The organism is Variovorax sp. EBFNA2 (assembly GCF_033802765.1).
Classification (GTDB): domain Bacteria; phylum Pseudomonadota; class Gammaproteobacteria; order Burkholderiales; family Burkholderiaceae_C; genus Variovorax; species Variovorax paradoxus_H.
The window spans coordinates 2,262,482-2,281,829 of sequence record NZ_CP138496.1; the positions used below are offsets into that span (position 1 = coordinate 2,262,482).

The window sequence follows — 19,348 nt, forward strand, 5'->3', positions numbered from 1 at the left end:
AAGTTCCAGTTTGGAAGCGAATGGCTTCCAAAATATACCTTCAGGACTGAATCGGAACTTCTACGATGGGCGCCATTCCCTCACGACGGAGACAAAAACTTGATTCACGCCTTCCTGCCGCCGCGCGCGGTCGTTCGCGAAGTGGGCCTGCGCGACGGGCTGCAAAGCATCGCCCGCGTGCTGCCCACGGCGCACAAGCTCGAATGGATTCACGACGCGCACGCGGCCGGCCAGCGCGAGATCGAGGTCGGTTCGTTCGTGCCGGCGCACCTGCTGCCGCAGCTGGCCGACACGGCCGAATTGCTGGCGTATGCGAAGACGCTGCCGGGCCTGTTCGCTTCGGTGCTCGTGCCCAACCTCAAGGGCGCGGAGCGTGCCATCGCCGGCGAGGCCGACCTGATGATGGTGCCGCTGTCGGCCAGCCACGCGCACAGCCTCGCCAACCTGCGCAAGACGCCCGACGAGGTGGTGGCCGAGGTCGGCCGCATGCGCGCCGCGCGCGATGCGGCGGGCTCGAAGACGCTGATCGACGGCGGCGTGGGGACCGCGTTCGGCTGCACGATCCAGGGCCATGTCGACCCCGACGAAGTGCTTCGGCTGATGCAGGCATTGCTCGATGCCGGCGCCGACCGCGTGAGCCTGGCCGACACGGTGGGTTACGCCGATCCGGCCATGGTGCGCAGCCTGTTCGAGCGCGCGCTGCGCATTGCGGGCGACCGCCTGTGGTGCGGCCATTTCCACGACACGCGCGGGCTGGGGCTTGCGAATGTCTACGCGGCATTGGAGGTCGGCGTCACGCGCTTCGATGCGTGCCTCGCCGGCATCGGCGGTTGTCCGCATGCGCCGGGCGCGAGCGGCAATGTCGACACCGAAGACCTCGTCTTCATGCTCGAGAGCATGGGCGTCGCCACCGGCGTCGACCTGCCGAAACTGCTCGACCTGAGACAACGCGTGGCCGGCTGGCTCGATGGCGAGACGCTGCAGGGCACGGTCTGGCGCGCGGGTTTTCCGAAGACCTTCGCACTGTCGGGAGGCGTCGCGGCATGAGCACCGAAGCAAAGCGCCTGCCACTCGCGGGCATCCGCGTGGTCGAGTTCACGCACATGGTCATGGGGCCGACCTGCGGCATGGTGCTGGCCGACCTGGGCGCCGAAGTCATCAAGGTCGAGCCGATCGAGGGCGACCGCACGCGGCACCTGCTGGGCGCGGGCGCGGGCTTCTTCCCGATGTTCAACCGCAACAAGAAGAGCATCGCGCTCGACCTGCGCAATCCGCAGGGGCTCGAAGCCGCGCTGCGCCTGTGCGCCACGGCCGACGTGGTGGCGCAGAACTTCCGGCCCGGCACGATGGACAAGTACAGCCTGGGCTACGCCGCGCTGGGCAAGCTCAATCCGCGGCTTGTGTACGTGAACCACACGGGCTTTTTGCCCGGCCCCTACGAACATCGCACCGCGCTCGACGAGGTCGTGCAGATGATGGGCGGGCTCGCCTACATGACGGGCCGCCCCGGCGATCCGCTGCGCGCGGGCACGAGCGTGAACGACATCATGGGCGGCATGTTCGGCGCCATCGGCGCGATCGCCGCGCTGATGCAGCGCGCGGAAACCGGCCAGGGCCAGGAGGTGCAGTCGGCACTGTTCGAGAACAACGTGTTCCTGGTCGGCCAGCACATGCTGCAGTACGCGATCACGGGGCAGGCGGCCGCGCCGATGCCCGAGCGCATCTCGGCCTGGGCGCTGTACGACGTGTTCACCGTGAAGGACGGCGAGCAGATCTTCCTGGCGGCGGTGAGCGATGCGCAATGGAAGACCTTCTGCGATGCGCTGGGCTTCGACGACCTGAAGGCCGACGCCACCTTGCAGACCAACAACGACCGCGTGCGCTTGCGTCCCACCTTGCTGGCCGAATTGCGCACCCGCCTGGCCGACCGATCAGCCGCCGAGTTGTCGGCGATCTTCGAGGCGCGCGGCCTGCCGTTCGCGCCGATCACGCGGCCCGAAGACCTGTACGCCGACCCGCACCTGAACGCCACGGGCGGCCTGGCGGACATCCGCCTGCCCGACGGCGAGCGCGCCGGCGAAATGGCGCAGACCACGCTGTTCCCGATCACGCTCGGCGGCGAGCGGCTGGGCGTGCGGCTGCATCCACCGACGCTGGGCGAACACACGCGTGAGCTGCTGGCCGAACTCGGCTATGCCGGCGCGCAGGTGGATGCGATGCATGCCGACGCGGCCATCGCCTGATTGCTTCATCACAACAAGACGAGAGACAAGACCATGACCCCGAACTTTTTTCCGATGAATCGCCGCGCGATGCTGGGCCTGGGCGCCAGCGCCGCGGCGCTTGCCGCATGCCCCGCGCTCGCGCAGGGCTCCGACAAACCGATCCGCTTCATCCTGCCGATCAGCGCGGGCTCGGGTGTGGACAACATCGCACGCGCTGCCTCGGTGGCGTTGGGCAAGGCCTTCGGCCAGCCGGTGGTGATCGAGAACCTGCCGGGCGCGGGTGGCATCACCGGCACGTCGGCCATCGTGAAGGCGCCGCCCGACGGGCTCACGCTGGGCATGGTGTCGAACAACCATGTGATCAACCCGAGCGTGTTCAAGAAGATGCCGTTCGACGCGATCAACGACATCACACCCATCAGCGTGGTCGGCGCCACGCCGCTGGTGCTGATGGTCAACCCCAAGCTGCCCGCGAAGAACGTGAAGGAGCTCGTGGCGCTGCTGCGCGCGAAGCCCGACGGCTACAACTACGCCTCGTCGGGCAACGGCACCATCATCCATCTGGCCGGCGAGATGTTCATGGACGAAGCCGGCGTGAAGGCGCGGCACATTCCGTACAAGGGCACGGGCCCGATGGTGACCGACATGATGGCGGGACAGGTCGAGATCGGCGTGATCGCGCTGCCGGCCGTGCAGCAGCACATCAGGAGCGGCGCGCTGCGCGCCATCGGCGTGTGCGGACCCGCACGCTCGCCGGCCGCGCCGGACATCCCCACGATCGCAGAACAAGGCCTGCCGAACTACGCCGTCGAAGGCTGGTTCGCGGTGATCGGTCCGCCGAAGATGCAGGCCGCCGACATCAAGCGCGCGCACGACGCGGTGGCGGCCGCCTACACCAGCGCCGAGGTGCGCGAGGCGATGGACAAGCAGGGCAACGTCATCAAGCCCACGTCGCCCGAAGAGGCTGCGAGCTACTTCCGCAGCGAGGCTGCGCGCTACGCGGCGCTGGTGAAGAAGGCGAACGTGGTTTTGGAATGAAGGTCTTGCCCCTTCCCCTCCCGGGGGAAGGCTGGGATGGGGGCAAGCGCCCTTCGATGAAGCACCGCGTTGTCTTGGAAGCCGTCGTGCCCCCACCCCGCCCCTCCCCCAGAGGGGGAGGGAGAAACACGGGCGAGTGAAGGTCCGGAGGTCTTGCTCCTTCCCCTCCCGGGGGAAGGCTGGGATGGGGGCGCGCGGCCTTCGATGAGGCGCCGCATGGTCATGGAAGCCGTCGTGCCCCCACCCCGACCCTCCCCCGGAAGGGGAGGGAGAAATGCCCGTGAGGCCTACGCCGGGCTCACCGCGCGGTACAGCGCCCGCACGAAATCCGACTGCGTGATCATCCCCGTCAGTCGCTTCTCGCTGTCGATGATCGGAATGTGGTGATGCCCGCCCTCCGAGAACAGCGGCACCAGCTCGACCACGGGCCGGTCGGCGCTGGCCACGCGCACCTGGCGCGTCATGATCTGGCCGACCACTTCGGGCTTGTTCGAGATCACCGTGCGCGTGGCGCGAATCAGGTCGCGCAACCGGCCGGCGATGCCGTCGTGGTGCTGCAGGTCGAGCTGGCGAAAGAAGTCGGCCTGCGTGACGATGCCGACCACGCGGCGCGTGCGGTCGGTCACCGGGAGGGCCTTGATGCGGTGCTGGTGCATGAGCGTCCAGGCCTCTTGCAGCGGCGTGCCGAACTCCACCGAGATCGGCGTGCGCGACATGATGTCGGCGCAGTGCAGCGTGCCCAGGCGGCGCTTGTACGACTCGAGCTCGGTCTGCTGAATGAGCGATTCGAGGTCGTCGCGGCTGATGTCGAGCACCTGGTTGTAGCGTGCCAGCACGGCGTCGATGTCGGCCTGGCTGAAGCGCGCGTCGGGCGAGGGCGGGCGTGCCACCTGCACGTGCGGATAGCGCCGCCCCGTGAGCGTGTTGTAGGCCACGCCGGCCAGCACCAGCAGCACCGAGTTCACGAGCACCGGAAACAGCGCCGCAGAGAAGTCGGTGGTGTGCGTGAGCACCGCCAGCAGCGCTGCCGCGCCGCCGGGCGGGTGCAGGCAGCGCGTGAAGAACATCAGACCGATGGCGAGCGCCACGGCCGCGGCAGCGGCCACGGCGGTGTCAGGAATCCAGCTCGCACAGGCGATGCCCACGAGCGTCGACAGCGTGTTGCCGCCGATCACCGACCAGGGCTGGGCCAGCGGACTGGCGGGCACGGCGAACACGAGCACGGCGGTGGCGCCCATCGGCGCGACCAGCCACACGGCATGCTCCAGCGGAACGGCCAGCCAGCGGCACAGCAGGCCGGTGATCAGCAGCCCGATGCCTGCGCCGCCCGCGGCGCGCAGGCGCTCGCGCGCGTTGACGTTGGAAGGGCCCGGGAGCCAGGCGCGCAGATAGGTCCACAGTGCGGCGAATCGCATCCCCACGTCCCCCTCAGGCTTCTTCGTGAGCCACCCGGCGCCCGATCTCGGGCCAGCGGTCGTGCAGCCAGACCCAGGCGACCAGCCCGATGACGAGCATCAGCGCCGAGGTCAGCGCCAGTGCCAGCGTGGAGTGCATCACCAGCGGCGCGATGGCGCCGGCCACCACGCCGTTGGCGGTGGAGCCGATCACGGCCTGCAGCGACGAGGCCATGCCGCGGCGTTCAGGGTGCAGGTCGAGCACCAGCAGCGTGACCACCGGCACCATCAGCGCCCAGCCGAAGGCGAACACCGCGAGCGGCCACACGGCCCACGCCACGTGCGGCACGAAGAAGATGTTGGCCACCACGTTGACCACCGAGGTGACCATCATGATCAGGAAGCCGTCGCGAATCTGCCGCTTGGGCGCCACCTTGCCGGCCATGCGGCCGCTGGCGCGCGCGCCGAGCATGATGCCGCCGATGGTCAGCAGGAAGAACCAGAAGAACTGTTGCGGCTGCAGCGCGAGGTGGTCACCCAGGAACGCGGGCGCGGCCAGCACGTAGAGGAACATGCCGTTGAACGGCACGCCGCTCGCAAAGGCCAGCAGCAGAAAGCGCGGGTCGGAGCACAGGTCGCGGTAGCCGCGCATCAGGTGGCGGACCTGGAAGGGCTGGCGATGGTCCTTGTGCAGCGTCTCGGGCAGCAGCTTGTAATTGGCGACGAACAGCACGACGCCCACGGCCACGAGGAACCAGAAGATCGAGTGCCAGCCCGCATGCACGAACAGGAAGCCGCCCACGATGGGCGCGATGGCCGGTGCCACGCCGAAGTAGATCGTCACCTGGCTCATCACGCGCTGCGCCTCGGCCGGCGGGAACATGTCGCGGATGACGGCGCGCGACACCACGATGCCGGCGCCGGTCGACAGGCCCTGCAGCCCGCGGAACAACACCAGCTGCGTGATGTTCTGCGACAGCGCGCAGCCCAGCGAGGCGAGCGTGAACACGGCCAGCCCCCACAGCACCACGGGCCGGCGCCCGAAGCTGTCCGACAGCGCGCCGTGGAACAGGTTCATGAACGCAAAGCCGAACAGGTAGGCCGACAGCGTCTGCTGCATCTCGGCCGGCGTCGCGCCGATCGATTTCGCAATGCCCGAGAAGGCCGGGATGTAGGTGTCGATGGAGAAGGGCCCGAGCATGCCCAGTACGGCGAGCAGCACGGCAAGCGCCCAGCGCGGGGCCTGCCAGAGTTTGTCTGCGTCGGGATTCATGGAAAGACGGCTCCGTTGTACTTGTTGTGTATGGCGGTGGAAAAAACGAGAACGCCCGCCGCCCGGGTGAGGGGCAAGGCGGGCGCTTGGGCTTCAGCGAACCTGGATTACAGGGTGTCGATGAAGCTGCGCAGCTTGTCGGAACGCGACGGGTGCTTCAGCTTGCGCAGCGCCTTGGCTTCGATCTGGCGGATGCGCTCGCGGGTCACGTCGAACTGCTTGCCGACTTCTTCCAGCGTGTGGTCGGTGGACATTTCGATGCCGAAACGCATGCGCAGCACCTTGGCTTCGCGCGGGGTGAGCGAGTCGAGGATGTCCTTGACCACGTCGCGCAGGCCGGCTTGCATGGCGGCCTCGATGGGGGCCGTGTTGCTGCTGTCCTCGATGAAGTCGCCCAGGTGCGAATCGTCGTCGTCGCCGATGGGGGTTTCCATCGAGATCGGCTCTTTCGCGATCTTCATGATCTTGCGGATCTTGTCTTCCGGGATCTCCATCTTGGCGGCCAGGATGCCGGCGTCGGGCTCGAAGCCGAACTCCTGCAAGTGCTGGCGCGAGATGCGGTTCATCTTGTTGATCGTCTCGATCATGTGCACCGGGATGCGGATGGTTCGAGCTTGATCCGCGATAGACCGGGTGATCGCCTGGCGGATCCACCACGTGGCGTACGTCGAGAACTTGTAGCCGCGACGGTATTCGAACTTGTCGACCGCCTTCATCAGGCCGATGTTGCCTTCCTGGATCAGGTCCAGGAACTGCAGGCCGCGGTTGGTGTACTTCTTGGCGATGGAGATCACGAGGCGCAGGTTGGCCTCGATCATTTCCTTCTTGGCATCGCGCGAGGACGATTCGCCCTCGTTCATGCGCTTGTTGATGTCCTTGAGCTCGGTCAGCGGCACCACCACACGCGACTGGATGTCGGTGAGTTTTTGCTGCAGTTCCTGCACCGGCGGGATGTTGCGCGCGAGCACGGCGCTCCAGGGCTTGCCGGCGGCGGCCTGCTTCTCGACCCACTTGAGGTTGAGCAGGTTCGAGGCGATGCGGTTGCCGTTCTTGTCGAAGCCGCTGAAGTCGCGGATGAACTCGTCCTGCGGGAAGCCGCACTTGTCCACGATGATGCGGCGCAGTTCGCGTTCCTTCTTGCGCACGTCGTCCACCTGCGTGCGCACCAGGTCGCACAGCTTCTCGATGGTCTTGGCCGTGAAGCGGATGGTCATGAGCTCGTCGGACACGGCCTGCTGGGCCTTGGTGTACGCCGGCGTGCCGTAGCCTTCCTTCTCGTAGATCTTGTGGATCTTCTCGAACATCTCGGCAATGCGGTCGAAGCGCGCGAGGGCTTCGTTCTTGAGCTCTTCGAGCTTCTTGGTCAGGGCCTTGGAGCCGCCCTTGCCGTCGTCGTCGTCCTCTTCGTCGAATTCGTCGAAGTCTTCTTCGGCTACGTAGTCGTCGGCCTCGTTGGGGTTCGAGAAGCCGTCGACGATGGTCGAGATGACGACCTTGCCTTCACGGATGGTCGCGGCCATCTCGAGGATCGCGGCGATGGTGGCGGGGGAGGCCGAAATGGCTTCCATCATGGCCATCAGGCCGCCTTCGATGCGCTTGGCGATTTCGATTTCGCCTTCGCGCGTCAGCAGCTCGACCGTGCCCATTTCGCGCATGTACATGCGAACGGGGTCGGTCGTGCGGCCGAATTCGCTGTCCACCGTGGAGAGCGCCGCTTCGGCTTCTTCTTCGGCTTCTTCCACCGTGGTGGCGGTGGGCGCGGTGTTGTTCAGCAGCAGGGTTTCGGCGTCGGGCGTCTGCTCGTACACCGCCACGCCCATGTCGTTGAGCATGGTGACCACGACTTCCATGGTCTCGGCGTCGACCAGCTTGTCGGGCAGGTGGTCGGAGATTTCGCCGTGCGTGAGGTAGCCGCGGGTCTTGCCCAGCGTGATCAGGGTCTTCAGGCGCGAGCGGCGCTTGGCCAGGTCTTCTTCGGAGAGCACGGTCTCGTCGAGGCCGAACTCCTTCATCAAGGCGCGTTCCTTCGCCTTGCTGATCTTCATGCGCAGCGGCTTGACCTTCTCTTCGGTGGTCGCGACGACCGCGGGCTCGTCACCGGCCAGGTCTTCCTCGATGTCCGACAGGTCGATGTCGCTCTCGCCGGCTTCCTTGGCGGCCTTGGGCTTGCGCCCGCGCTTGGCGCCGGTGGCGGGCGCAGCTGCAGCGCCGGCGGCCTTGGGCGGACGGCCAACTTTCTTGGCAGCGGGGGCAGCCGTGGCAGTGGCTGCGGCTTTCTTGGGATCGTCGAGAGAGGTCGATTTCGTGGGCACGGGTTTCACTTTCGTTGCGGCTGCCGTTTTGGACGCGGCGGCAGCCGTCTTGGTTGCCGGTTTGGCACCGGCTTTCAACGGTTTCTCTGCTGCGGGCTTGGTGGCGACGCTTTTGACGCTTTTTGCAAGTGAAGGAGCAGGCTTCTTTGAACTGGGCATACGACCTCGTTACGACAAGAAAAGACAAGCGGGATCACAGGCGCGCCATCACGCGGACAGCACCACCAGGCCCGTGCACAGGCACGGACAGAACAATTGGGAAATGAGGACTAAGTCCTCATCAGGCAAGATGTCGGGCGAACATTTGGTATGCAGTCCTTGCGGTTATTGACCCTTTCCGCCGGAATTTACCGTTGGAGTGCATTGCGCTAGGGGTCGGCCCGGAGGTGCTGCTGTCGCTCTTGCCTAATTTCGCCAGTTGCGAAGCCCTACATTATAGCCTGTTGCGCAAATTTCAAGCAGTATCTGTCCCAGACGCGCGAATGCGGTCTCGCAATTCGAGCCGGCGGGCTTCCAGTGCTTTGTAGCGTTCCAGGGCTTTCGGGTCTTTTCCGACCGACGCGATGGCCTCGCTCTGCTGGGCTTTCAGGCGGTCGTCGAGCATGAAGTCGAGCACGCTCGCCAGCTCCTTGGCGGCATCGGCCAGGTGTTGTTCTTCCTCGCCTTCGGGCACCGGCCCGGCCTCCGAAACACTCATGAGGCGTTCGGCCAGCGGCGCGAAATCGAGCCCGCGCAGGCCTTCGCGCAGCGCCGCCCAGGGCTGCACGCCGTGCTCGTGCAGCTGGCTGTCGAGCCAGGTGAAGAGGGCGCCGTGCTCGCCCGGCAGGTCGCACAGCATCACGTGCAGCTCGTGCGACAGCGCCTCCCACTGCGCCATGTTCGACAGCACCAGCCGCACCGCCACGTCGGGCCGGCTCGGCGGCTTGCCGCGTCCGCGCAGGGGCTCGATGGGCTCCTCGAACTTGCCGCCCCAGCGCTTGCCCTTGGTGAACTTGCGTGGCTGAAACTTGGGCTTGCTCTCGTTTTCGTAGCGCGGCGGTTCGTAGTCCTGCGCCGGCGGCATGTCCGGGTAGTAGTCGCCGGGGTCGTTGCCGTAGCTGTCGGGTTCGCTGTGGCGCTGCGGGGCCTGCGACGGGGCACCGGCACCCTTGCGGGGGCCGGGCGCGGCGGTGGCCCACAGGTCGGACAGCGCCGCGGCGTCGAGTTGGACCAGCGTGGCGATCTCGCTCAGTAACTGCCGCTTGAGCGCGCCGTCGGGCATGGCGCTCCAGAGCGGGCGCACGTTGCTCGTCATGTGGGCGCGGCCTTCGGCGGAACTCAGGTCGCAGCCTTCGCGGGCGGCCTCGAGCATGAAGCGCGACAGCGGCGTGGCCTCGGCCACGAAGCCCGCGAACGCCTCGGCGCCGTGCGCGCGGATGTAGCTGTCGGGGTCGTGCTCGGCCGGCAGGAACAAAAATTTGATGCTGCGCGTGTCGGTGGCATAGGGCAGGGCGCCGTCGAGCGCCTTGCGTGCGGCGCGGCGTCCAGCGGCGTCGCCGTCGAAGCTGAACACCACCGATTCGGTGAAGCGGAAGAGCTTCTGCACGTGCTCGGTGGTGCAGGCCGTGCCGAGCGTGGCCACCGCGTTCGGAAATCCGAGCTGGGCCAGCGCGACCACGTCCATGTAGCCCTCGGTGACGAGCGCGTAGCCGCGGTCGCGGAAGGCGGCGCGCGCTTCGTACAGGCCGTAGAGCTCGCGACCCTTGCTGAAGACGGGTGTCTCGGGCGAGTTCAGGTACTTGGGCTTTTCGTCGCCGAGCACGCGCCCGCCGAAGCCGATGCACTCGCCCTTGACGTTGCGGATCGGGAACATCACGCGGTCGCGGAAGCGGTCGTAGCGCTTGGCTTCCTCGTCGCTGAGCTTGCCTTCCTCGTTGTTGACGATCACCAGCCCGCTCTCCGCGAGCAGCGGGTCGTCGTAGTCGGGAAACACGCTGGCCAGCGCGCGCCAGCCGGCCGGCGCATAGCCGATGCCGAACTGCTTGGCGACCTCGCCCGACACGCCGCGGCCCTTGAGGTAGTCGATGGCGCCGGGCGCCTGGCGCAGCGCCTTACGGTAGGCGTCGCCGGCTTTCTCGAGCACGTCGGTCAGCGTGGCCTGCTTCTGGCGCTGGGTGGCGGCGCGGGCGCGTTCGGCGGGCGAGACGTCGTCCTCGGGCACGACCAGGCCGTACTGGCCGGCCAGGTCGTGCACGGCTTCGACGAAGCCCATGCCCGCATGTTCCATGAGGAAGCCGATGGCGTTGCCGTGCACGCCGCAACCGAAGCAGTGATAGAACTGCTTGGTCGGGCTGACCGAGAACGAGGGCGACTTCTCGCCGTGGAAGGGGCATAGCCCCATGAAATTGGCGCCGGCCTTCTTGAGCTGGACGTAGCGGCCGACGATTTCGACCACATCGGCGCGCGCGATGAGTTCCTGGATGAATGAAGCGGGGATGGTCATGGCTGCGGGGAGCGGCAAATCATACGCAAGCCGACGGGCGGCATACTGAACCCCGCCGCAAATCCACATCACGCATGAAGACGCCCCTGCCTTTGCAACACGCCGCGCCGCTGCTGCGCCATCCGCTGCGCTTCGTCTGGGGCGCGCTCAAGGACTTCCGCGCCAACCAGGGGTTGCTGTTGGCGGGGGCGGTCGCCTACTACGCGCTGCTGTCGATCGTGCCACTGCTGATCGTGAGCGTGATGGCGCTGTCGCACGTGATCGACCAGGGCGAGCTGCTGCGCACCATCGGGCGCTACCTCGAATGGCTGCTGCCGGGGCAGTCGAAAGCGATCGTGGCCGAGCTGTCGAGCTTCCTGGACCACCGCTCGGTGCTCGGGCCGGTGCTGCTGGTGACGATGATTTTTTTCAGCTCGCTGGCGTTCAGCGTGCTCGAAAGCGCGATGGCGGTGATCTTTCACCACCGCAAGGACGATCACAAGCGCCACTTTCTCGTGTCGGTGGCGATGCCGTACCTCTACATCCTGAGCCTCTGCGCCGGGCTGCTGCTGGTCACGCTGGTGTCGGGCGCGCTGCAGCTCGTGGGACAGGAAAGCGTCGACCTGCTGGGGCGCAGCTGGTCGCTGTCGGGCATTTCGGGGGTGCTGCTGTACCTGCTCGGGCTGGGCGGCGAGATCTTCATGCTGACGTCGCTCTATCTCGTGATGCCGGCCGGGCGCATGTCGCTGCGGCATGCGCTGCTGGGCGGCGTGACCGCGGCGCTCTTGTGGGAGGCCACGCGGCGCGTGCTGATCTGGTATTTCTCGACGCTGTCGCAGGTGAACATCGTCTACGGCTCGCTCACCACGGCGATCGTGGTGCTGCTGAGCCTGGAAATCGCCGCCATGCTGGTGCTGCTCGGGGCCCAGGTGATCGCGAACTACGAGCGCCTGGACCGCACCGGCAGCACGAAGCTGCCGGCGTCCGAGGTCAGCGAGGGGCCAATCGAATCGCTCCGTCCAGACGAATCACCTCGCCGTTGAGCATGTCGTTCTCGATGATGTGCTTGGCCAGCTTGGCGTAATCGTCGGGCGTGCCCAGGCGCGACGGGAAGGGCACGCTGGCGGCCAGCGCGTCCTGCACTTCCTGCGGCATGCCAAACAGCATGGGCGTGCCGAAGATGCCGGGGGCGATGGTCATGTTGCGGATGCCGCTGCGTGCCAGGTCGCGGGCGATGGGCAGGGTCATGCCGACCACGCCGCCCTTCGAGGCGCTGTAGGCGGCCTGGCCGATCTGGCCGTCGTAGGCCGCGACCGAGGCGGTCGAAATCAGCACGCCGCGTTCGCCGGTGGCTTCGGGCTCGTTCTTGCCCATGGCGTCGGCCGCCAGGCGGATCATGTTGAAGCTGCCGATCAGGTTGACCGTGACGGTCTTGCTGAACACGGCCAGTGCGTGCGGGCCGTTCTTGCCCACGGTCTTCTCGGCCGGCGCGATGCCGGCGCAATTGACCAGGCCCATCAGCTTGCCGAGTTTGACGGCGGCAGCCACCACGGCCTGGCCGTCGGCTTCCTGGCTCACGTCGCACTTGACGAACACGCCGCCGATTTCCTTCGCAACGGCTTCGCCCTTGTCAGCCTGCATGTCGGCGATGACCACCTTGGCGCCGTTGGCGGCCAGCATGCGCGCCGTGCCTTCGCCGAGGCCTGAAGCGCCACCGGTCACGATAAAAACCTTGCCGTCGATTTGCATTGAGAGTCTCCAGAAATGAGACCCGCATTATCGAAGACGTCGCCGGGCTAAAAAAAAGGCCTCATCCGAAGATGAGGCCCTGAATTGGATCCGTGAGGACCCAAGGAGACAACTGGTGGTGGTCGGTGCTTAGCGCTTGCGCGAAGCGGTGGCCGTCTTGGCAGCGGCGACGGCTTGGGTCGACACGGCGTTGAAGTTGGCTTCGGCGACGTCCGACGCTTGCTTGACGGCCTTCTGGACCGATTCGAAAGCGTTGTTGGCGGCAGCCACGGCGCTCTTCAGCACGGCGACGGCGGTTTCCGAACCGGCGGGGGCGTTCTTGGAAGCGCTGTCGACGAGGCCGACGAAGGCTTGCTGGGCTTCAGCGGCCTTGGCTTCGAAAGCCTTCGAGAATTCGGTGCTGGTGCCTTGGGCGATGTCGTACAGGTGACGGCTGTAGGCAGCGGTCTTTTCGGCCAGGGGCTGGAACAGGCTGGCTTGCAGCGTCAGCAGCTCTTGGGCGTCCTTGACGTTCAGGGCAGCTTGAGCGGTGCTCTGGGCTTCGGTCAGGGCGGCCTTGGAAGCGGTCACGTTCAGTTCGACCAGCTTTTCAACGCCTTCGAAAGCCTTGGTGGTCAGGCCGAACAGGGTTTCGAGGTTTGCTTTTTGAGCGGCGAGGATTTGGTCAGCGGTCAGGGCCATTTGAGATCTCCAGGAAGGATGATGGGGTGGTCGATTCACGTTGCGCTGCGCCTCGTCGTTCATGTTGCGGTGCAGCATGGCCTGAAGTATAGGCAGCTGATCGCAGCGATCAAGTGCTTTTTGCTGCTGTGCAGCAATTTAGAAGCGGCCTTCTAAAACCGGTCTGCGCGGCCAGAATGCGGCCATGCGTGCTTTCTATTCCGGGCAGTTCGTGCTGCCTTTGCCGCCGGGCCACCGCTTTCCCATGTCGCGCTACGCGATGCTGCGCGACCGCTTGCAAGAGCAGGTGCCGGCTGTCGAGATGGACCCGGCCCCGCGCGCCACCGACGACGAGCTGGCGCTGGCCCACACGCCCGAATGGATCGCCGCCGTCAGCGAAGGCCGTGTGAGCCCGCAGGCCATGCGCGAGATCGGCTTCCCCTGGAGCGAGGCGATGGTCGAGCGCTCGCGCCGTTCCACCGGCGCCACCATCGCCGCGTGCCGCGCCGCCTTCGCGGACGGCGTGTCGGCCAACATGGCGGGCGGCACGCACCACGCCTACGCAGACAAGGGCAGCGGCTTCTGCGTCTTCAACGACGCAGCGGTGGCCGCGCGGCTGATGCAGGCCGAGCAGGCCCGCGCCGGCCGGCTGCTCAAGGTCGCGATGATCGATCTCGACGTGCACCAGGGCAACGGCACCGCCTGTATCTTCCAGAGCGACCCGAGCGTGTTCACGCTGTCGGTGCACGGCCAGAAGAACTTCCCGTTCCGCAAGGAGGCGAGCGACCTCGACGTGGAACTGCCTGACGGCTGTGGCGACGCCGACTACCTCGCGGCGCTGGAGCACGCGCTCGACGAACTCGACCGCCGCTTCTCGCCCGGCCTCGTGATCTACCTGGCCGGCGCCGATCCCTTCGAGCGCGATCGGCTCGGCCGCCTCAAGCTGAGCTTCGACGGCCTGGAGGCGCGCGATCGCCGCGTGTTCGACTGGACCTGGCAGCGCCGCATCCCGACCGCCTTCGCGATGGCCGGCGGCTACGCCAGCGACATCGCCGAGACCGTGCAGGTGCAGCTGGGCACCTTCCGTGTGGCGCTGGACTACTGGCGCCGCTGGCAAAATGCCGCGCGATGAGCGCCCCGAATTCGACACCCACCCCCAAGCCCACGCCCCACACCCGCAGCGCCTACCGGGCGTTTCGCAACATCCCGACGCGCTGGGCCGACAACGACATGTACGGCCACGTCAACAACGTCGTCTACTACAGCTGGTTCGACACCGCGGTGAACGCGCTGCTCATCGAGCGCGGCGCGCTCGACATCCACGGCGGCCAGACCATCGGCTTCGTGGTCGAGACGCAGTGCAACTACTTCGCGCCGGTGGCGTTCCCGCAGACGGTGGAGGCCGGCATCCGCGTCGCGCAGGCGGGCCGTTCGAGTGTGCGCTACGAGATCGCGCTGTTCGCCGAAGGCGCCGACACCGCCGCCGCGCAGGGGCACTTCGTGCACGTGTACGTCGATCGCGCGACGCAGCGGCCGGTGCCGTTGCCCGAGGCGCTGCAGCAGGTGGTCGATTCGCTGCGCGCCTGAGCGCCCAAGAAAAACGGCGCCCGCGGGCGCCGTCGTGGGTGGGGCGGGGCCCCGCTTACATCGTCTTCTTCATGGCCTTGATATCGGCCTTGCCCTGGGCCTCGTCGGCCTTGGCCTGCTTCACGCACGCAGCCTTGGCTTCGCCCTGCTGGTCGTCGCACTTTTCCTTCGCGACTTCATAGGCGGCCTTCACTTTCTCTTCGGCCACCTTGCGGGCATGGCTGTCGCTCGGCTGGTACTGCTGCTCCAGTTCGGCCTTGGCCACTTCTTCCTTGCCCTTGGCTTCCTTCTGGCAGACGTCCTTGGCGTTGTCCTTCATCGTGTCGCACTGGGTCTTGGCGAGCTTGTAGTCGGCTTCGACCTTTTCCTTGGCGACCTTGTACTCGTCCTTGGTCATCGCGCCGGCCTGACCGGCGACGAAGCAGGTGGAAGCAAGGGCGAGGATGGCGAGGTGCTGTTTTTTCATGGTGTGTGTCCTTTGCGGTGAATGAGGCAAGAGCGCAGGGCGCGTTCGTGGGTTCTCAGTACTTCTCGTACCAGAGCGCGTCGGGCGAGCGGCCGTCGCGAGATTCCCAATCCTTCACCTGCTTCTCGGCCTCGTCGCGGCTGATGCCGTGGCGTTCCTGGATGCGGCCCAGCAGCTGGTCGCGCTTGCCTGCGATGACGTCGAAGTCGTCGTCGGTCAGCTTGCCCCACTGCTCCTTGACCTTGCCCTTGAGCTGCTTCCAGTTGCCTTCGATGGTGTCCTTGTTCATGCGAATCTCCTTGCGTAAGAGTGATGACCCGGCGGAACTTGCCGCCGCCGTGAAATCAATGTCGCGTGAGTGATTTCCCCTGCCGGTAGGACGTGCAGAGCGGCCATCGTAGGCAGAGGCCGACTCGGGCCGTGATAATGGAACGGACCCCGCAGCCAGAGACCCGAGACACCGCGCACCATGATCATTCACAGCCTGCTCGACACCGACCTCTACAAGTTCACGATGATGCAGGTGGTCCTGCACCACTTTCCGGGGGCGCGGGTCGAGTACCGCTTCAAGTGCCGCAACCCCGGCGTCAACCTCGCGCAGTTCGCGGGCCAGATCCGCGACGAGATCCGCAGCCTGTGCTCGCTGCAGTTCCGCGACGCCGAACTGGCCTACCTGCGCTCGATGCGCTTCATCAAGAGCGACTTCGTCGACTTCCTGGGGCTGTTCCGGCTCAACGAGAAGTACATCAACGTCATCCCACAGCCCTCGGGCGAGCTCGAGATCCGCATCAAGGGCCCGTGGCTGCACACGATCCTGTTCGAGATCCCGGTGCTGGCCATCGTGAACGAGGTCTACTTTCGCAACACGCAGAAGAACCCCGACTTCGAAGAAGGCCGCCGCCGCCTCGATCTCAAGATCAGCCAGCTGCAAGAGGCCGGCCTGGGCGACCTCAAGATTGCCGACTACGGCACGCGCCGCCGCTTCTCCAAAGACTGGCACGAAGAAGTGTTGCGCACGCTGACGCAACGGCTCGGCGCCGTGGTCTCCCCGCCGGCCAAGTCGCCCGCCGGCGAACACCTGCCGCAGCTGGCCGGCACCAGCAACGTGCTGTACGCCATGAAGCTCGGCCTCATTCCGCTGGGCACCATGGCGCACGAGTACCTGCAGGCCTGCCAGGCCCTGGGCCCGCGGCTGCGCGACAGCCAGATCTTCGGCTTCGAGAGCTGGGCCCGCGAATACCGCGGCGACCTGGGCATTGCGCTGTCCGACGTGTACGGCATGAGCGCCTTCCTGCGCGACTTCGACCTGTACTTCTGCAAGCTCTTCGACGGCGCGCGCCACGACAGCGGCGACCCGTTCCAGTGGGGCGAGCGCATGCTGGCGCACTACCACGCGAACCGGGTCGATCCGCTCACCAAGACGCTGATCTTCAGTGACGGCCTCACGGTGCCCCGCACCATCGAGCTGTACCAGCAGTTCCGCGGCCGCTGCCTGCTGGCCTTCGGCATCGGCACCAACCTCACCAACGACCTCGGCTACGAGCCGCTGCAGATCGTCATCAAGATGATCCAGTGCAACGACCAGCCGGTGGCCAAGCTGTCGGACACGCCGTCCAAGAACATGTGCGAGGACGAGAAATACCTGGCCTACCTGCGCCAGGTGTTCGAGATCGAACAACCCCCCGCGTGAACCCTGTACCGACCCCCGTACGGCACTTCGTCTGGTACGGTACAGCCCCATGAAAAACCCCCTCCGACTGGCCGCGGCCGCACTGTTGCCGCTGATGTTTCCTGCCCTCGCGTCGGCCGCCGAATTCAACGGCGCCACACTGTCGCCGCTGTGGGGCGTGCCCTTCGCGGGCATCCTGCTGTCGATCGCGCTCATGCCGTTGCTGGTGCCGTCGTTCTGGCATCACCACTACGGCAAGGTGTCGGCGGCCTGGTCGCTGGCTTTCCTGCTGCCGTTCGCCGCCATATACGGCGCGCCGCTGGCCGGGGCGCAGACGGTGCATGCGCTGGTCGAGGAATACATCCCCTTCATCATCCTGCTCACCGCGCTGTTCACGGTGGCCGGTGGCATCCACATCCGGGGCAACCTGCATGGGGCGCCGGGGCTCAACACGGCGATCCTGGCCATCGGCGCGGTGCTCGCGAGCTTCATGGGCACCACGGGAGCCTCGATGCTGCTGATTCGCCCGCTGATCCGCGCCAACGACAACCGGGCGAACCGCGCACACGTGGTCGTGTTCTTCATCTTCATCGTCTCGAACGCGGGTGGCTCGCTCACGCCGCTGGGCGATCCGCCGCTGTTCCTGGGCTTCCTGAAGGGCGTCGACTTCTTCTGGACCGCCAAGCACATCCTGCCCGACACGCTGTTCATTCTGGCCGTGCTGCTCGTGCTGTTCTACCTGATCGACCGCTATTACTACCGCAAGGAAGGCGTGCTGCCGGTCGACCCGACGCCCGACACCAAGCGCATCGGCTTCGACGGCGCCATCAACTTCGTGCTGCTGGGCGGCGTGGTCGCCCTGGTGCTGATCAGCGGCTTCTGGAAGTCGCCGGTCACCTTCGACATTTACGGCTCCAAGATGGGCCTGCCGGGGCTGGTGCGCGACGTGGGCCTCATTGCCCTCACGCTGCTGTCGCTGAAGATCACCGCGCCCAAGGTGCACGCCGACAACCAGTTCGAGTGGGGCCCGATGGCCGAGGTGGCCAAGCTCTTCGCCGGCATTTTCCTGACCATCATCCCGGTCATCGCCATGCTCAAGGCCGGCACGCAGGGTCCGTTCGGCGCCATCGTCGCTGCCGTGACGCGCGCCGACGGCCAGCCCGACCCGGCCATGTACTTCTGGGCCACCGGCATCCTGAGCTCGTTCCTGGACAACGCGCCCACCTACCTCGTGTTCTTCAACACGGCGGGCGGCGACCCGGTGGCGCTCATGACCACCTATGCCACCACGCTGGCCGCCATCTCGGCCGGCGCCGTGTTCATGGGTGCGAACACCTACATCGGCAACGCGCCGAACCTGATGGTCAAGGCCATCGCCGAAAGCCGCGGCGTGCGCATGCCCAGCTTCTTCGGCTACATGTTGTGGTCGGGCGCAATCCTGATTCCGCTGTTCGTGCTGACCACCTTCATCTTCTTCGTCTGATCCTTCCCACACGTTCAAGAAAGAGACACGTTCCATGAGCAGCAGCAAGCCCAAGATCCTGGTCGCGCGCGCGGTGTTCCCCGAGACCCTCGCGCGCCTGGCGCAGCATTTCGAGGTCGAGTCGAACCAGGCCGACGAGACCTGGAGCAAGGACCAACTGATCGCGAAGCTGCAAGGCAAGCAGGGCGCCTTCACCACCGGCAGCGAGCGCATCGATGCCGCGGTGCTCGACGCCTGCCCCGAATTGAAGATCTGCGCCAACATGGCCGTGGGCTACAACAACTTCGACGTCGACGCCATGGCTGCGCGCGGCGTGCTGGGCACCAACGCGCCCGACGTGCTGACCGAAACCACGGCCGACTTCGGCTTTGCGCTGCTCATGGCCACCGCGCGCCGCATCACCGAGAGCGAACACTTCCTGCGCGCCGGCAAGTGGGAAAAGTGGAGCTACGACATGTTCGCCGGCTCCGACATCCACGGGTCCACGCTCGGCATCATCGGCATGGGCCGCATCGGGCAGGGCATCGCCAGGCGCGGTGCGCACGGCTTCGGCATGAACGTGATCTATCACAACCGTTCGCGCCTCGACGCCGCGCTCGAAGCCGAATGCAAGGCCCGCTACGTCGGCAAGGAAGAGCTGCTCAAGACCGCCGACCACGTCGTGCTGGTCGTGCCGTACTCGCCGGCGTCGCACCACACCATCGGCGCGGCCGAGATCGCGCTCATGAAACCGACCGCCACGCTCATCAACATCGCGCGCGGCGGCATCGTCGACGACGCCGCGCTGGCCGTGGCGCTGCGCGAAAAGCGCATCGCCGCCGCCGGCCTCGACGTGTTCGAGGGCGAGCCCAAGGTCCACCCCGACCTGCTGACCGTGCCCAACGTCGTGCTCACGCCGCACATCGCCAGCGCCACCGTGCCCACGCGCCGCGCCATGGCCGACCTGGCGGCCGACAACCTCATCGCCTGGGGCAGCGGCAAGGGCGCTCTGACGCCGGTCACGCCGGTGCCATCGGCCGCGAAGTAACCTG

At 66.4% G+C, this 19,348-nt stretch carries 17 protein-coding genes; 9 read left to right on the forward strand and 8 right to left on the reverse strand.

What is annotated here, in order from left to right:
* Window positions 1-99: 99 nt before the first annotated feature.
* Genes RZE79_RS10465 through RZE79_RS10475 form a run of 3 tightly spaced genes read left to right on the forward strand, consistent with a single transcriptional unit; the run spans window position 100 to window position 3,263 of the window.
* Window positions 100-1,047 (forward strand): hydroxymethylglutaryl-CoA lyase, encoded by a 948-nt coding sequence (locus RZE79_RS10465; RefSeq protein WP_319360369.1) that lies wholly within the window; start codon window positions 100-102, stop codon window positions 1,045-1,047.
* Window positions 1,044-2,243, forward strand: a complete 1,200-nt coding sequence (locus RZE79_RS10470) for a CaiB/BaiF CoA-transferase family protein (RefSeq protein ID WP_319360370.1) — start codon at window positions 1,044-1,046, stop codon at window positions 2,241-2,243. The genes RZE79_RS10465 and RZE79_RS10470 overlap by 4 nt, the downstream gene beginning before the upstream one ends.
* Before the next feature lie 33 nt (window positions 2,244-2,276).
* A complete protein-coding gene (locus RZE79_RS10475) occupies window positions 2,277-3,263 on the forward strand; it encodes a tripartite tricarboxylate transporter substrate binding protein (protein ID WP_153285117.1) in 987 nt (328 codons plus the stop codon).
* 287 nt (window positions 3,264-3,550) lie between these two features.
* On the opposite strand, the gene RZE79_RS10480 is transcribed toward RZE79_RS10475, so the two are convergent.
* The 4 genes from RZE79_RS10480 to dnaG all read right to left on the reverse strand — a co-directional run bounded on the left by RZE79_RS10480 (window position 3,551) and on the right by dnaG (window position 10,724).
* Complete coding sequence (locus RZE79_RS10480) at window positions 3,551-4,678, reverse strand: HPP family protein (protein WP_319360371.1); 1,128 nt, start codon at window positions 4,676-4,678, stop codon at window positions 3,551-3,553.
* A gap of 13 nt (window positions 4,679-4,691) precedes the next feature.
* Window positions 4,692-5,930 (reverse strand): multidrug effflux MFS transporter, encoded by a 1,239-nt coding sequence (locus RZE79_RS10485; protein ID WP_319360372.1) that lies wholly within the window; start codon window positions 5,928-5,930, stop codon window positions 4,692-4,694.
* A 107-nt stretch (window positions 5,931-6,037) separates the two neighbouring features.
* Window positions 6,038-8,401: an RNA polymerase sigma factor RpoD gene (gene rpoD / locus RZE79_RS10490; RefSeq protein ID WP_319360373.1), complete on the reverse strand. Its 2,364-nt coding sequence runs from the start codon at window positions 8,399-8,401 to the stop codon at window positions 6,038-6,040.
* Between the two features lie 295 nt (window positions 8,402-8,696).
* The gene (gene dnaG / locus RZE79_RS10495) at window positions 8,697-10,724 is read right to left on the reverse strand and encodes a DNA primase (protein ID WP_099796172.1); all 2,028 of its coding nucleotides are present in this window, start codon (window positions 10,722-10,724) and stop codon (window positions 8,697-8,699) included.
* A 74-nt stretch (window positions 10,725-10,798) separates the two neighbouring features.
* Here dnaG and RZE79_RS10500 point away from each other — a divergent pair, with 74 nt between their 5' ends.
* Complete coding sequence (locus RZE79_RS10500; RefSeq protein WP_319360374.1) at window positions 10,799-11,746, forward strand: YihY/virulence factor BrkB family protein; 948 nt, start codon at window positions 10,799-10,801, stop codon at window positions 11,744-11,746.
* Here the strand turns inward: RZE79_RS10500 and RZE79_RS10505 are convergent.
* Both RZE79_RS10505 and RZE79_RS10510 read right to left on the reverse strand, forming a co-directional pair.
* On the reverse strand, window positions 11,694-12,452 hold the full coding sequence (locus RZE79_RS10505) for a 3-hydroxyacyl-CoA dehydrogenase (RefSeq protein WP_153285111.1): 759 nt from the start codon (window positions 12,450-12,452) through the stop codon (window positions 11,694-11,696). The genes RZE79_RS10500 and RZE79_RS10505 overlap by 53 nt on opposite strands.
* A gap of 129 nt (window positions 12,453-12,581) precedes the next feature.
* Window positions 12,582-13,133: a phasin family protein gene (locus tag RZE79_RS10510; RefSeq protein WP_095950673.1), complete on the reverse strand. Its 552-nt coding sequence runs from the start codon at window positions 13,131-13,133 to the stop codon at window positions 12,582-12,584.
* A gap of 184 nt (window positions 13,134-13,317) precedes the next feature.
* On the opposite strand from RZE79_RS10510, the gene RZE79_RS10515 reads away from it, so the two are divergent.
* Together RZE79_RS10515 and RZE79_RS10520 are read left to right on the forward strand one after the other, a co-directional pair.
* Window positions 13,318-14,244 carry a histone deacetylase gene (locus RZE79_RS10515; RefSeq protein WP_319360375.1) on the forward strand — a complete coding sequence of 309 codons (927 nt, stop codon included), beginning with the start codon at window positions 13,318-13,320 and terminating at the stop codon, window positions 14,242-14,244.
* Complete coding sequence (locus RZE79_RS10520) at window positions 14,241-14,699, forward strand: thioesterase family protein (RefSeq protein WP_319360376.1); 459 nt, start codon at window positions 14,241-14,243, stop codon at window positions 14,697-14,699. Before RZE79_RS10515 ends, RZE79_RS10520 begins: the two co-directional genes overlap by 4 nt.
* Window positions 14,700-14,754: 55 nt before the next feature.
* Here the strand turns inward: RZE79_RS10520 and RZE79_RS10525 are convergent, their stop codons facing one another.
* Both RZE79_RS10525 and RZE79_RS10530 read right to left on the reverse strand, forming a co-directional pair.
* Window positions 14,755-15,165 carry a hypothetical protein gene (locus RZE79_RS10525; RefSeq protein WP_153285108.1) on the reverse strand — a complete coding sequence of 137 codons (411 nt, stop codon included), beginning with the start codon at window positions 15,163-15,165 and terminating at the stop codon, window positions 14,755-14,757.
* A gap of 55 nt (window positions 15,166-15,220) precedes the next feature.
* On the reverse strand, window positions 15,221-15,454 hold the full coding sequence (locus tag RZE79_RS10530; RefSeq protein WP_153285107.1) for a CsbD family protein: 234 nt from the start codon (window positions 15,452-15,454) through the stop codon (window positions 15,221-15,223).
* A 180-nt stretch (window positions 15,455-15,634) separates the two neighbouring features.
* Between RZE79_RS10530 and pncB the strand changes: the two genes are divergently transcribed.
* The 3 genes from pncB to RZE79_RS10545 are packed head-to-tail and all read left to right on the forward strand — an operon-like array spanning window position 15,635 to window position 19,344.
* The gene (gene pncB / locus RZE79_RS10535) at window positions 15,635-16,855 is read left to right on the forward strand and encodes a nicotinate phosphoribosyltransferase (protein ID WP_153285106.1); all 1,221 of its coding nucleotides are present in this window, start codon (window positions 15,635-15,637) and stop codon (window positions 16,853-16,855) included.
* A 49-nt stretch (window positions 16,856-16,904) separates the two neighbouring features.
* Window positions 16,905-18,317: a sodium:proton antiporter gene (locus RZE79_RS10540; RefSeq protein WP_153285105.1), complete on the forward strand. Its 1,413-nt coding sequence runs from the start codon at window positions 16,905-16,907 to the stop codon at window positions 18,315-18,317.
* A gap of 34 nt (window positions 18,318-18,351) precedes the next feature.
* The gene (locus RZE79_RS10545; protein ID WP_319360377.1) at window positions 18,352-19,344 is read left to right on the forward strand and encodes a D-glycerate dehydrogenase; all 993 of its coding nucleotides are present in this window, start codon (window positions 18,352-18,354) and stop codon (window positions 19,342-19,344) included.
* The last annotated feature ends 4 nt before the right edge of the window (window positions 19,345-19,348 follow it).

Coding starts and splice junctions, on each gene's coding strand:
- RZE79_RS10540 (WP_153285105.1), top strand. CDS start 16,905: ATGAAAAACCCCCTCCGACTGGCCGCGGCCGCACTGTTGCCGCTGATG.
- RZE79_RS10500 (WP_319360374.1), top strand. CDS start 10,799: ATGAAGACGCCCCTGCCTTTGCAACACGCCGCGCCGCTGCTGCGCCAT.
- pncB (WP_153285106.1), top strand. CDS start 15,635: ATGATCATTCACAGCCTGCTCGACACCGACCTCTACAAGTTCACGATG.
- RZE79_RS10510 (WP_095950673.1), bottom strand. CDS start 13,133: ATGGCCCTGACCGCTGACCAAATCCTCGCCGCTCAAAAAGCAAACCTC.
- RZE79_RS10530 (WP_153285107.1), bottom strand. CDS start 15,454: ATGAACAAGGACACCATCGAAGGCAACTGGAAGCAGCTCAAGGGCAAG.
- RZE79_RS10480 (WP_319360371.1), bottom strand. CDS start 4,678: ATGCGATTCGCCGCACTGTGGACCTATCTGCGCGCCTGGCTCCCGGGC.
- RZE79_RS10505 (WP_153285111.1), bottom strand. CDS start 12,452: ATGCAAATCGACGGCAAGGTTTTTATCGTGACCGGTGGCGCTTCAGGC.
- RZE79_RS10475 (WP_153285117.1), top strand. CDS start 2,277: ATGACCCCGAACTTTTTTCCGATGAATCGCCGCGCGATGCTGGGCCTG.
- RZE79_RS10515 (WP_319360375.1), top strand. CDS start 13,318: ATGCGTGCTTTCTATTCCGGGCAGTTCGTGCTGCCTTTGCCGCCGGGC.
- RZE79_RS10525 (WP_153285108.1), bottom strand. CDS start 15,165: ATGAAAAAACAGCACCTCGCCATCCTCGCCCTTGCTTCCACCTGCTTC.
- RZE79_RS10470 (WP_319360370.1), top strand. CDS start 1,044: ATGAGCACCGAAGCAAAGCGCCTGCCACTCGCGGGCATCCGCGTGGTC.
- RZE79_RS10485 (WP_319360372.1), bottom strand. CDS start 5,930: ATGAATCCCGACGCAGACAAACTCTGGCAGGCCCCGCGCTGGGCGCTT.
- dnaG (WP_099796172.1), bottom strand. CDS start 10,724: ATGACCATCCCCGCTTCATTCATCCAGGAACTCATCGCGCGCGCCGAT.
- RZE79_RS10520 (WP_319360376.1), top strand. CDS start 14,241: ATGAGCGCCCCGAATTCGACACCCACCCCCAAGCCCACGCCCCACACC.
- rpoD (WP_319360373.1), bottom strand. CDS start 8,401: ATGCCCAGTTCAAAGAAGCCTGCTCCTTCACTTGCAAAAAGCGTCAAA.
- RZE79_RS10545 (WP_319360377.1), top strand. CDS start 18,352: ATGAGCAGCAGCAAGCCCAAGATCCTGGTCGCGCGCGCGGTGTTCCCC.